Origin of the sequence: Caulobacter sp. Root1472 (genome assembly GCF_001426985.1) — a bacterium.
Classification (GTDB): Bacteria; Pseudomonadota; Alphaproteobacteria; order Caulobacterales; family Caulobacteraceae; genus Caulobacter; species Caulobacter rhizosphaerae.
In genome coordinates, this window is the sequence record NZ_LMFX01000007.1 from 183,969 (window position 1) to 196,722 (window position 12,754).

Sequence of the window (12,754 nt, forward strand, 5' to 3'; positions counted from 1 at the left end):
ACGGATCCGTGCGCCGTCCTCAGGCGGCCGATAAACGCACAATCTGAAGATGCAGCACCGCAAAACCTGAGCCGACGTTTTCGCCTTCGACTCCCGTTCGGGCGCCGACGTGATCTTCGACTTCGAGATCGGCGGGGTCGGCCATGATCTGTTCGCCGTCCTGGCGTCCGACTTCGACCTCGGGCCGGGCCGGGCCCTGACCGGGCGGGGAACCCTGGCCTGGCGCCATGCCTCGGGCGACGTAGACCCGACCGCGACGGCGGCCTTCACCGCGGGCGGCCCGGCCTTCACGGTCACCGGCCTGCCCATCGAGAAAGACGCCCTGATGGTCGAGGTCGGCCTCTCGGCGGAAGTTTCCGCGCGCCTGCGCCTGAGCCTGTCCTACGACGGCCAGTTCGCCGACAGGTCCACCGACCAGTCGCTGCGCGGCGGCGTGAGCCTCCGGTTCTGACGCGGCTTACCGCCCCTCCGCGTTGGCGACGATCCGACGTTCCGGGACCTTCCCGGGTTGCTGGGGGACAAGGCGCCCGCATCGCGCACGGCCGCCCTGCCATGCTGTTCGTGGGCAGAAGGTGGCCGGCTCCCCGACATTGGGGGACGATGCAGGAGCCGGCCGTATCCCGACGCGGTCAGGACATCCCCAGCCTGCGCCGGGGGTGTTTCTCAGGTCAGAAGAAACGTGGTTGATCTGGCGGCGCTCAATCCGGAGGCCCGACGGGACCGCAGGCGCTCACCGCAGCAGCGCCGCCGCGTCTCGGGAGCAGGAGGTCGCGACCGACGGTTTCGGCAGGACCTCCGCGCTAGTGATCGGGGCGTCGCCTGCCGCGGAGATAAGGTTGGGCGCCGTCACGCCTGCCGATCGGCGCGAACAGGTGCCTGTGCAGCGTGGCGGCGGGGGACATCGCCGAGCGGAGGCGCCAGATATAAAAATAGTTGCATCAGTAAAATTCCCGAATAATCTGGCGCCAAGTCGACTTGGTGGCGTCCGTCGACGGCAGGCCGCAAGAGCGTCGCCTGAAAGCTGGGACAGTCCATCGAACGCCGGCGCGGAACGTCAAGGGCTGCGGCGTGAGCGCGCTTGTCGCGTTAATTGTCTGATTTATCCTTTTCTTTCGAACTCGGACTGACCTGACCGCTGACCACCTAGACAACTTTTCGGCGCCATCGGTTAAATGGAACAGTTTCAAATATCCAATTGGCGAGCGCGTCTTTCCAAACCTGCTCCGGTCAGAACTACGGTGCCCGCGGGGCGCCACCGGTGTCAGCGACGTTGGGTCCCAACCCGGAATCCTGAGCACATTTGTCTGAGGAATTAACTTGCTAATTTGCGGCGATGAGGTACGTCGATAAATGCGATGACAGCGTTGCCATTCCATGGCCGGTCTGTGCGCTAAGCGCCGCCCAGAGAGCGGCGAACCCCTGGCGGGCGATGGGAGGGATGGAAAATGCTTTGCCGCAGCGGTCGTCGATGAACGTGACTGAACACCGCCCGACGACACCGCCCTGCCCCCTAGCGTCGATCTCGCCGCCCCAGCGGCATGGAGTTGTTATGACCCTCTGGAATTCGTCCTGCCGGCGCCGGACGCCGCGTGTCACAGCCGGCTTGGCGGTGTTGGTCCTGGCCCTCGCCGGCGGGGCGGCGACGGCCGCCGAAACGCCGCAGGCCAATCCCCTTCCGCGCATCGTGACGCGTGACGGCCGTCACGCCCTGTTCGTCGACGGCGCGCCGTTCCTGATGCTGGGCGCCCAGGTCAACAACAGCAGCAACTATCCGGACATGCTTCCGGAGGTCTGGCCGACGATCAAGCGCATCCACGCCAACACCGTCGAGGTCCCGGTCGCCTGGGAGCAGATCGAGCCCGTCGAGGGTCAGTTCGACTTCTCGTTCGTCGACACGCTGGTGGAGCAGGCCCGCGCCAACAAGGTGCGGCTGGTGCTGCTATGGTTCGGCACCTGGAAGAACACCGGGCCCAGCTACACCCCGGAATGGGTCAAGCTGGACGGCAAGCGCTTCCCGCGGATGATCACCGCCAGCGGCCAGCCCCACTATGTGCTGTCGCCGCATAGCCGCACCACCCTGGAGGCCGACAAGCGCGCCTTCGTCAAGCTGATGGAGCATATCCGCCAGATCGACCCGCAGAACACGATCATCATGATCCAGCCGGAAAACGAGGTCGGTTCCTACGGCAGCGTCCGGGACTTCTCGCCCGCGGCCCAGAAGCTGTTCGACGGCCCCGTTCCGGCCGCCCTGCTCAAGCGCCTAGGCAAGTCGCCGGGAAGCTGGAAGGCCGTGTTCGGGACCGACGCCGACGAATATTTCAACGCCTGGTCGATCGCCGCCTATGTCGAGGAGATCGCCAAGGCCGGCAAGGCGGTCAAGCCGCTGCCGATGTACATGAACGCCGCCCTGGCCTCGGCGTTCGGCCGGCAGCCGGCCACGACCTACGCCAGCGGCGGCCCCGTGCATCACGTGATCGATGTCTACAAGGCCGCCGCGCCGTCGATCGACCTGGTCGCGCCCGACATCTATGTCCGCGACCATGCGGCGTACCTGGCCTATCTGGACTTCTACGCCAGGCCCGACAACGCGCTCTTCGTGCCTGAAACCGGCAACGACACCGAGTTCGCGCGCTATTTCTTCGCGACCATCGGCAAGGGCGCGATCGGGTTCTCGCCGTTCGGCATGGACGACACCGGCTATTTCAACTACCCGCTCGGGGCCAAGGACTTCGACGAGTCCAAGGCCAAGCTGTTCGCCCGCAACTACACCCTGTTCGAGCCGATGGCGCGCGAGTGGGCGGCCCTGGCGTTCGCGGGCAAGACCTGGGGCGTCTCCGAGCCCACCGACCCCAAGGCCAACCACACCCAGGTGATGGAGCTCGGCCCCTATCGCGCCATCGCCACCTTCGGCCAATGGCAGTTCGGCGGGGACAAGCCGACCGGCAATCCCCAGCCCGTGGGCGGCGCCGCGATCGCCGAGCTGGGACCGGGCGACTACCTGCTGACCGGTTTCAACACCCGCGTGAAGTTCGAGCCGTCCAAGCCCGAAAGCGGCCAGATGCTCCGCGTCGAGGAGGGTCGGTTCGAGAACGGGAAATGGATCTTCCGGCGGGTCTGGAACGGCGACCAGACCGACAATGGCCTCAACCTCGTCGATCGCCAGCAGGTCCTGCGGATCAAGTTCGGGGCCGCCCAGGGCGCGGCGATCATTCCGGTCGGCAATCCGAACTGACCCTCGGCGAAGCCCTGAACAGGGGCGCGAGAAGCACAAGCGGTGAAGCGGTTTGGGCTTCCACCCATGAAGGAGGCGGGGAGACAGATGAAGGCGGTTTGGGCTTCCATGGCGATGGCCATTCTGTTGGCGGCCGCGGCGCCGGTGACGGCGAGCGCCAAGGCCGTGACCGTCGAGCGCATCAAGGTCCACGGCGCGGCCCTGGAGGGCAATCTCGAAGGCGAGTCGCCCGACCGGGACGTCGTGGTCTATCTCCCGCCCGGCTACGCCGCCGACAAGGCGCGCCGCTATCCGGTCGTCTATGCGCTGCATGGCTACGGCCTGACCGCCGACGGGTTCGCGGGATTGCTCCAGACCCCGCGGACCGCCGAGAGCGCCTTCGCCGCGGGCGCGCCCGGCATGATCGTCGTCCTGCCCGACACCCAGACCCTGCACAATGGCTCGATGTATTCGAGCTCGGTGACGACGGGCGACTGGGAAGGGTTCCTGACCCGCGACCTGGTCGCCTATGTCGACGCTCACTACCGCACCCTTCCCGATCGCCGGAGCCGCGGCCTGGCCGGCCACTCGATGGGCGGCTACGGCGTCGCGCGGATCGGCATGAAATATCCCGAGACCTTCGGCGCCCTGTACATCATGAGCCCCTGCTGCCTTTCGGCCCGAGAGGCGCCGCCCGCGGAGACCGCCGCGGTGGTCGAGGGCGTCACGACCCGGGAGGCGGCGGCCAGGCTCGACTTCCTCCCGCGCGCCACCTTCGCGGTCGCCGCCGCCTGGTCGCCAAACCCGAAGAAGCCGCCCTTCTATGTCGATCTGCCGACATCGAACGGCGTCGAAGACCGGTCGGTGCTGGCCCGCTGGGCCGCCAACGCGCCCCTGAGCATGCTGGACCAGTACGTCTTTAACCTCAGGCGCTACCAGGCGATCGCCATCGACGTGGGCGATCGGGACGGGCTGCGCGTCGACGCCGCGGCCCTGCACGAGCGCATGGAGGCGTTCGGCGTCAGGAACACCTTCGAGATCTACAGCGGCGATCACGGCAGCGCCGTCGCCAGCCGCTTCCAGAGCAACGTGCTCCCGTTCTTCGGGCGCGTGCTTCATTCGGACGGCCAATAGAACCGCCTTGCGAACAGTTGAGAACCTTGGGGAGTGAACATGGTGACCTTGAACAAGCGAACCTTCCTGGGCGTCCCGGCGCTGGCGGCGCTGGGCCTGGCCGGAGCCGCCCAGGCCAAGGACGCGCCGTCCGCGGACGCCTGCGCCAAGCTGCCGGCGCCGGACTATCGGCTGCCGATCACCAAGGGCCCGTTCGGTCCGGAACCCGGCTCCCTGAAGACCTATCAAGCGCCGGACTGGTTCCGTGACGCCAAGTTCGGGATCTGGGCGCACTGGGGGCCGCAGGCCGTGCCGCGTCAGGGCGACTGGTATGCCCGGTACATGTACGTTCCCGGCCATCCGCACTACGACCATCACCTGAAGACCTACGGCCAGCCTTCCAAGGTCGGCTACAAGGACATCATTCCGCTGTGGACGGCGGAGAAGTTCGATCCCGAAGCGCTGATGGACAAGTACGCCGCCGCCGGCGCCAAGTACTTCGTCAGCATGGGCGTGCACCACGACAACTTCGACCTCTGGAACTCCAAGCACCACCGCTGGAACGCCGCGGCCATGGGGCCCAAGCGCGACATCGTCGGCGCGTGGAAGGCGGCCGCCCGCAAGCGCAAGCTGCGGTTCGGGGTGTCGGAGCACCTGGGGGCCAGCCATAACTGGTATCACCCCAGCCATCTCTACAACCAGACCTGGCCCGAGAACGGCGTGGCCTACGACGGCGCCGACCCGCGGTACGCCGACCTCTACCACCCGCCGCACAACGAGCCTTACCGGGGCAGCGGCGACACCTGGTACACCAAGGATCCGAGGTTCCATCAGATCTGGTTCGACCGCATCCGTGACCTGCTCGACACCTACGAGCCGGACTTGCTGTACTCGGACGGCGGGCTGCCGTTCGGCGTGGTCGGGCGAAGCCTGGTCGCGCACATGTACAACAGCAGCATCGCCCGCGGCGGCAAGCTCGAGGCCGTGTACAATTGCAAGGACCTGGGTTCGGGCGAATTCCACAAGGAATGGGCGGTCCAGGACGTCGAGCGCGGGGTCCTGAACGGCATCAATCCGCTGCCGTGGCAGACCGACACCTCCAACGGCGACTGGTTCTACAGCGACGGCTTCAAATACAAGACCACGTCGGAAGTGATCGCCATGCTGGCCGACATCGTCAGCAAGAACGGCAACCTGCTGCTGAACGTCGTGCTGTATCCGGACGGCAGCCTGCCGCCGGAGTCGCAGCTTCTGCTGGAAGAGCTGGCGCCGTGGATGGCGGTGAACGCCGAAGCCATCCACGGGACGCGGCCGTGGAAGCTGTTCGGCGAGGGGCCGACCGAAGCCGCGAGCGGCGCGTTCCAGGAGGGTGCGGCCTACACCGCGCGGGACATCAGGTTCACGACCAAGGGCGATACGCTCTACGCGATCACGCTGGGAGAGCCGTCGGGGTCCACCGAGATCACGGCGCTGGCCGCGAACAATCCCCATGAGCGTCGGCGCGTCCGGCGGGTGGAGATGCTGAGTGTCCGCGGGCCGCTCAAGTTCCGCCAGGGCCCCGCCGCGCTGTCGATCGACGTCCCGGCGCGCGCGGCGACGCGGCATGCCAGCGTCTTCAAGATCAGCTTCGCCTGAGGCGCCGAACGGCGCGTCACGGCCATTCCACAACCCGACCAGGACTTGAGATTCATGGGACATCGCCCCGCCCGCTTGGCCGGCGTCACCCTGGCGCTGATGCTGGCGACCGGCCTCTCGCCGGTCGTCCAGCCGTCGCCCGCCCGGGCGCAAAGCGCGGCGGGCCATCCCGACTGGCCGGGCAAGGGCCAACTGTTCGTCGGCGCCTGCTACCAGCCCATCGACCGATCGCCCGAGCAGATCCGCCAGGACATCGCGATCATGAAGGCGGCCGGGTTCAACCTGGTCCGCATGGGCGACCTATCGTGGGACTCCTTCGAGCCGGAGGAAGGCCGCTTCACCTTCGAATGGTTCGACCAGGTGATCGCCCAGATGCACGCGGCCGGGATCAGGGTGATCGTCGACATTCCGGGCCAGCCGGCCCCGATCTGGCTGCACAAGCGCTATCCCGGCGTCGACCTGATCAACCAGGACGGCGTTAGGCTGAACGCGGCGACGCGCTACTGGGACAACATCAGCGACCCCGATTACCGCCGCCTGGCCAAGCGGCTCGGGCAGAAGATGATGGAGCGCTACGCCCACAATCCCGCGGTGATCGCCGTCGGATACGACAACGAGATCGGCAACGGCCAGGTCTCCTATTCCGCCGCGGATCGCGAGCGCTTCGTGGCCTGGCTGCAGAAGAAATACGGGACGATCGAAGCCCTCAACAAGGCCTGGGCGACGCAGCGCTGGTCGCGCCGGATCACCAGCTGGGACCAGGTCGACCTGCCCTATATCCGCGGCCCTGGGCCCAACGAGCGCTATCTGGACCTGCGCCGGTACTGGTCCGACGACGCGATCGGCGCGCTCAAGGACCTGGAGTCCGCGCGCAAGCAGTACGCCCCCGACCTTCCCGTGGCGTCGAATTTCTGGCCGACCGCCGGGACCAAGGGCTTCGACTATCTGCGGTCATGGGACCAGGTCTCGACCTATGGCGCCCAGGGCTTCTATCCCGGCGACGCGCTGGGCGCGGGCTTCGAGGTCATGATGAACAGGGCCGCGCACGAGACGCCGGTCTGGTTCAACGAATTCACGGCCGGCGGCGGCGGCTTCTATGGCGATCCTGGACGATCGCGCATGTGGGCCTATTTCGGGCTGCTCTACTATGGCCAGACCTTCCTGGCCTGGACGTTCAATTCCCATATCGGCGGCGAGGAGCAGGCGCTGTTCGGCCTGGTCGATCATGACGGCCGCCCGTCCTGGAAGGTCGACGAGTTCGGGCGGATCGCCAGCGAGTTCCAGACCCTCAAGACCCTCGGCTTCCCGCGCGACCGCCAGCCCCAGGTCGCGGTGAACTATTCGTTCGACACGATGTGGCTGACCAATCCGCCTCCAGGTCCCAACACGATTCAGGAGTACTTCAAGGGCAACTACACCGAGCAGGTGAAGGCCGCCTACCAGCCGCTGTTCGAGGACAATATCGACGCGGCGGTGATCGACTTCGGACACGACCGGCTCGACAAGTACAAGCTGATCGTGTTGTCGAGCGCCTATGTGATGGACGCCCAGACCGCCGCGGCGGTCCGCAAATACGTCGCCGATGGCGGCACGGTCGTCATGACGGGCTATTCGGCGAAGGTCGACGAAACGGGCAAATGGTTCGAGACGCCGTTGCCGGGACGCCTGGCCGACGTGTTCGGCCTGCGCACCAACGCCTTCTATCGGCATTGGGAGCCGCTGAAGGTCCGGTTCAACGGCGAAACCCTGACCGGCGGCGACAGCTACTATGAAGTGCTCGAGCTTGGCGCCGCCAAGCCCCTGGCGGTGTTCGAGAACACGCCGGAGAAGAGCGCCGCCGTTTCGATCAACCACTTCGGCAAGGGCCAGGCCATCTATCTCGCCACCGCGGCCCAGCCCGGCCTGATCGGTCCCTTGCTGCGGTCGCTCTATCCCAAGCTCGGAATCGAGCGCGGCCCGGAGACGCCGAAGGGCGTCGTCGCGCGCGTGGTCGAGGGGCGGACGATGTACGTGAACACCAACAACGCCCCCGCGACCGTGACCTTCTCAGGCTCCAGATCGAGCGCGCTCACGCACCAGACCTATGCGGGAAAGATCGACCTCAAACCCTACGGCGTCGAGTTGCTGCAGTAGCGGCGTCGTCGGCGACCCATCGCCGTCTCAGCTTTCGAATTCGCACTCCAAGGGAGTCCTCCAGTGTTCAATATCGTGATGGCGCTTGCTGCCTCGCAAATCATCGTGGCGTCGCCGGACAAGAGCGCCGAGATCAGGATCGCCGCCGACGGGGCCAGCTATTCGGTCCAGCGCAAGGGCGAGCCGATCGTTGCGGCGTCCCCGATGGGCCTGGAACTGGCGAACGCGGCCGACTTCTCGGACCTGGAGGTCGTCGACGTCAAAAAGCAGAGCCAGCGGCGCGAGATTCCGCTGACGGCGACGAAGTCCAAGACGGCGCGCGACGTGTACAACGGCGTCGTCGTCACCTTCCGCGAAAAGACCGGCGCGCGTCGCACGCTGTCGGTGGAAGCGCGCGCCGCCAATGAAGGGGTCGCGTTCCGCTACCTGTTGCCGAAGGACGCGCCGGTGGTGCTGAAGGCAGAAAAGACGGCGTACCGTCTTCCGAACGACCCGGCCTGCGAAGTCAGCGAATATGGGGGCTCCCATGAGAACACATGGGCCCTGAAGAAGATCTCGGAACTGGACCGCGCCAAGCTCTATGACGTTCCCGTGGTCTGTTCGTCCGCCTCCGGTCGCACCCACTATGCGATCGCGCAGTCGGGCATAGACGCCTATGCGAGCTCAGGCCTGGTCCCGGTCGATGGCGGGCTGAAGGTCCGGGTGACGCCGCTTCCCGGCGAAAAGGATGTGGCGATCAAGTCCGCCGCCGGCCTGACGAGCGCCTGGCGGGTGATCATGATGGGCGACCGTGCGGGCGACCTGATCGAGTCGCCCCTGATCGGAAACCTGGCGACCCAGGCCAGCGGCGATTTTTCGTGGGTGAGGCCCGGAAAGGCGGCCTGGGACTGGTGGTCCGGACCGACCGCGGGCGAGAAGCCGACCACGGAGCGGTTCCGCCGCTTCATCGATTTCGCGGCCGAGTCCGGCTTTCCCTATTTTCTGATCGACGCGGGATGGCCCCTCAACGCCACGCCCTGCTGCGACGCGGACCCGAAGACCGACATCACCCAGAGCAACCCGGCGGTCGATATGCCGGCCCTCGTGAAATATGCGGACTCAAAGGGCGTGGGGCTCATTCTGTGGGCGCACTGGAAGCATGTCGAACCCAGGATGGCGGAGGTCCTCGACACCTACCAGCGCTGGGGGATCAAGGGCGTGAAGGTCGACTTCATGGAGCGGGACGACCAGGAGATGGTCCAGTTCTATGTCCGCCTGGCCCGGGAGACCGCCAAGCGCCATCTGCTGCTGGACATGCACGGCGCCTTTCCGCCGGCCGGCCTGGCGCGCACCTATCCCAACTACATCACCCAGGAAGGGGTGCTGGGCCTGGAATACAACAAGTTCCCGTGGGGACCGGTCACGCCCGGGCACAACGTCAAGCTGGCCTATACCCGCATGCTGCTGGGCCCCATGGACTACACGCCGGGCGGCTTCCGCAACACCACGCCGCAGACCTATGTCGCCCGGGAGGTCATGCCGATGACCCGCACGACGCGCGGCCAGGCCCTGGCCCAGTACGTGGTGTTCGACAGCCCGCTGCAGATGGTCTCCGACGACCCCGCCGCCTATGAGAACGCGCCGGGCTTCGACTTCCTCAAGGCGGTTCCGACCGCCTGGGACGAGACGCGGTTCGTCGACGGAACGCCGGAAAGCCACGTCGTGCTGGCGCGGCGCAAGGGCGAGACCTGGTACGTCGGGGCCATGACCAACGAACAGGCCCGGGCCGTCGCCATACCGCTGGCCTTCCTGGGGGCGGGAACGTTCAAGGCCGAGATCTGGCGGGACGGCGCTGGGCCCAATGACGTCGAGCATGTCGTCAAATCGGTTTCCAGCCGCGACGTCCTCGATATTCCCCTGAGCGCGGGGGGCGGCGCCGCCATCGCCATCAAGCCGGTTCACTAGAGCTTGGCTCCCCCTTCGTCTGGTTCAGATCGAAGGGGGACGCCGCCGCCGACAGCGTCGGCGAGATCGACAACCGCCGTTCAGCGCCACCGGCGCGCCGCCTTGGGAAGGCCATGACTCAGCAAACCTCGTTGCTCGCCAAACCTTCGTCGGACGCGGCGACCTCGACCGACGCGGCCACGCCCGCCAAGAGCCACTACGCCGTGCTGGACGGCCTGCGCGGCGTCGCGTCCCTGATGGTGGTCGTCTTCCATCTGTTCGAAGCCTATGCGGGGGGCAGTCCGCAGAGGCAGATCATCAACCACGGCTATCTGGCGGTGGATTTCTTCTTCCTGCTGTCGGGCTTCGTGGTCGCCTACGCCTATGACGACCGCTGGGCGGCGGGCATGAGCCCATGGGGGTTCTACAAGCGCCGCCTGGTCCGGCTGCAGCCGATGATCGTCATGGGCAGCCTGATCGGCGCGGCCCTGGTCGCCTTCCAGCACTTCTCCATCTTTCCCAAGCTGGAAGCGGCCTCGGCCTTGCAGATCGTGGCGGTCATGCTGCTGGGCTGCCTGATGATCCCGCTGACGCCGTCGGCCGAGATCCGCGGATGGACCGAGATCTATCCGCTGAACGGCCCGGCCTGGTCGCTGTTCTACGAATATGTCGCCAACATTCTCTACGCGACGGGACTGCGGAAGCTGTCCAATCGCGTGCTCGGGGTCCTGGTGGGGCTCGCGGCCCTGGCGCTCGTCCACCTGCTGGTGCTTGGTCCGCGCGGCGACGTCATCGGCGGCTGGGCCCTGGACGCCAGCGGCGTCCGCATTGGTCTCACGCGCGTGCTGTTCCCGTTCCTGGCCGGCGTACTGCTGATGCGGCTGGGCCGGCGGATCAAGGTCGGCGGCGCCTTCGCCGTCTGCAGCCTGCTGCTGGTCGCGGCGCTGGCGCTGCCGCGGTTCGGCGGGACCGAGCGACTGTGGGTCAACGGCCTCTACGAAGCGCTGTGCGTGATCGTGCTGTTTCCGCTGATCGTCCTCATCGGCGCTGGCGAAAAGGACGCGGACGGCCCGTCGGTGCGGATCGCCCGCTTCTTCGGCGACCTGTCCTATCCGCTCTACATCACCCACTACCCGCTGATCTACATCTACACCGGCTGGGTGGTGGACAAGAAGGTCCCCCCGGCCCAGGGCGCCCTGGTCGGGGCGGGGGTGTTCGTGGCCGCGGTCACGATCGCCTATGCCTGCCTCAAATTCTACGACGAACCGGCTCGGCGCTGGCTGGGCGGCAAGCTGCTGGCCGGGCCTCGCTTGCGGACGCCGAACTGATCCTCCCCTCACATCCAACTTACTTTCAATTTCAAACAGGACTGACATCGTGGCGATCACCAAATACCGGACCTGGGCATGCGTCGCGGCCGCCTTTCTCGGCGCTTTCTCCGCGGCCGGTGCGACACAGGCTCAGGCCGGCGCGGGTACGAAGGGGCGGTTCGAATGGCGCTCGTCCGCGCCCTTGATCACCCCCTCGAACGCGGGCGCTCAGGCCTATTCCGGCCTCAAGGACTCTTCGGTCGTCTATTTCAACGGGGCCTATCACGTCTTCATGACCACGGCCGCTTCGGACGGGTGGAACATGGCGTACGCCCGCTTCAAGGACTGGTCCGAGGCGCCCAAGGCCAAGGTCGTCAGCTTGAAGCCATCCGGTATTGGCCCGGGCTATCGCGCGGCCCCGCAGGTCTTCTACTTCGCGCCGCAAAAGCTTTGGTACCTGGTCTATCAGGGCGGGCCGCCCCTCTATTCGACAACGGCGAACATCGAAGACCCGATGTCCTGGAGCGCGCCGAAACCCTTCTTCGCGGAAACGCCGGCGGCCGTCAAAAACGCCGCGGGCGAGGCGTCGTGGCTCGATTTCTGGGTCATCTGCGACGACGTCAATTGCCATCTGTTCAACACGGACGACAACGGCCACCTGTACCGGTCGCAGACGCCCATCGGCCGCTTTCCCGAGGGCTTCGCGGACACCAAGATGGTCCTGACCGGCGCTCGCGACGACATCTTCGAAGCCAGCATGCACTACAAGATCGCGGGCACGAACACCTATCTCACCGCCATCGAGGCCATCAGCCCGCGGGGGCGCTACTTCCGCTCGTGGATCAGCGACCGGCTCGACGGCGAATGGCGCCCGCTCGCCGACAGCGCTTCGAATTCGTTCGCGGGCTCGGACAATGTCACCTTCGATGGACCGGCCTGGTCCGAAGGCGTTTCCCACGGCGAGCTCGTGCGCAGCGGCCATGACCAGACCCTGACCATCGATCCGTGCAAGCCTCTGCGGTTTCTCTATCAAGGCCTGGCGTCCCACCCGCCGGGCACGGACTACATCAACCTGCCCTACAATCTGGCCCTCCTGACGGCGACGGGACCCAATCCCATCAGCCGGCTGTGCCGGACGCCGGTGAAATGACCTGGATCCGCTGAGCCGGTCGGCGGCGGTCGGCTCAGCGGATCTGATCTGGACCGGCTGGGCCACGTCCGGCCGGTCGGGGGTGTTTCAGGCGACGCCCTGGATCTCGCGGGAGATGGCCGCGGCGGTGGCCTGGACCTCGGCGATGGTCTCTTCCACCGGCCGCACGCCACGCTTGCAGATGTAGGGCATGGTCAGGGCCGCGATGGCCGCGCCGTCGGCCATGATGGGCGCGGAGACGTCGGTGATGTTCGGCGCCAGGTCGCTTTCGGCGCGCCA

8 protein-coding genes and 1 pseudogene are annotated in these 12,754 nt (G+C 66.6%); 8 read left to right on the forward strand and 1 reads right to left on the reverse strand.

Going from position 1 to position 12,754, the window contains the following annotated elements; translation table 11 throughout:
- The first annotated feature begins 109 nt into the window (after positions 1-109).
- The 8 genes from ASD47_RS07200 to ASD47_RS07235 all read left to right on the forward strand — a co-directional run bounded on the left by ASD47_RS07200 (position 110) and on the right by ASD47_RS07235 (position 12,475).
- Positions 110-451, forward strand: a complete 342-nt coding sequence (locus tag ASD47_RS07200; protein WP_056753634.1) for an autotransporter domain-containing protein — start codon at positions 110-112, stop codon at positions 449-451.
- A gap of 1,098 nt (positions 452-1,549) precedes the next feature.
- Positions 1,550-3,232, forward strand: coding sequence for a DUF5597 domain-containing protein (locus tag ASD47_RS07205; RefSeq protein WP_056753637.1), 1,683 nt, complete (start codon positions 1,550-1,552; stop codon positions 3,230-3,232).
- A gap of 114 nt (positions 3,233-3,346) precedes the next feature.
- On the forward strand, positions 3,347-4,345 hold the full coding sequence (locus ASD47_RS07210; RefSeq protein WP_235525813.1) for an alpha/beta hydrolase family protein: 999 nt from the start codon (positions 3,347-3,349) through the stop codon (positions 4,343-4,345).
- Between the two features lie 39 nt (positions 4,346-4,384).
- Complete coding sequence (locus ASD47_RS07215; protein WP_056753692.1) at positions 4,385-5,959, forward strand: alpha-L-fucosidase; 1,575 nt, start codon at positions 4,385-4,387, stop codon at positions 5,957-5,959.
- 54 nt (positions 5,960-6,013) lie between these two features.
- Positions 6,014-8,092, forward strand: a complete 2,079-nt coding sequence (locus ASD47_RS07220; protein WP_056753642.1) for a beta-galactosidase — start codon at positions 6,014-6,016, stop codon at positions 8,090-8,092.
- A gap of 63 nt (positions 8,093-8,155) precedes the next feature.
- On the forward strand, positions 8,156-10,036 hold the full coding sequence (locus ASD47_RS07225; RefSeq protein ID WP_082564507.1) for a glycoside hydrolase family 97 protein: 1,881 nt from the start codon (positions 8,156-8,158) through the stop codon (positions 10,034-10,036).
- Positions 10,037-10,149: 113 nt separating this feature from the next.
- Positions 10,150-11,343: an acyltransferase gene (locus ASD47_RS07230; protein WP_056753646.1), complete on the forward strand. Its 1,194-nt coding sequence runs from the start codon at positions 10,150-10,152 to the stop codon at positions 11,341-11,343.
- Positions 11,255-12,475 (forward strand): non-reducing end alpha-L-arabinofuranosidase family hydrolase, encoded by a 1,221-nt coding sequence (locus tag ASD47_RS07235; RefSeq protein ID WP_082564508.1) that lies wholly within the window; start codon positions 11,255-11,257, stop codon positions 12,473-12,475. The genes ASD47_RS07230 and ASD47_RS07235 overlap by 89 nt, the downstream gene beginning before the upstream one ends.
- 87 nt (positions 12,476-12,562) lie before the next feature.
- On the opposite strand, the pseudogene ASD47_RS26990 reads toward ASD47_RS07235, so the two are convergent.
- Positions 12,563-12,754, reverse strand: a pseudogene (locus ASD47_RS26990) (IclR family transcriptional regulator); the annotation flags it as partial.

Bases quoted from the DNA above. Each gene is read 5' to 3' on its own strand.
- ASD47_RS07220 (WP_056753642.1), top strand. From the start codon at position 6,014: ATGGGACATCGCCCCGCCCGCTTGGCCGGCGTCACCCTGGCGCTGATG.
- ASD47_RS07230 (WP_056753646.1), top strand. From the start codon at position 10,150: ATGACTCAGCAAACCTCGTTGCTCGCCAAACCTTCGTCGGACGCGGCG.
- ASD47_RS07205 (WP_056753637.1), top strand. From the start codon at position 1,550: ATGACCCTCTGGAATTCGTCCTGCCGGCGCCGGACGCCGCGTGTCACA.
- ASD47_RS07210 (WP_235525813.1), top strand. From the start codon at position 3,347: ATGGCCATTCTGTTGGCGGCCGCGGCGCCGGTGACGGCGAGCGCCAAG.
- ASD47_RS07235 (WP_082564508.1), top strand. From the start codon at position 11,255: ATGCCTGCCTCAAATTCTACGACGAACCGGCTCGGCGCTGGCTGGGCG.
- ASD47_RS07215 (WP_056753692.1), top strand. From the start codon at position 4,385: ATGGTGACCTTGAACAAGCGAACCTTCCTGGGCGTCCCGGCGCTGGCG.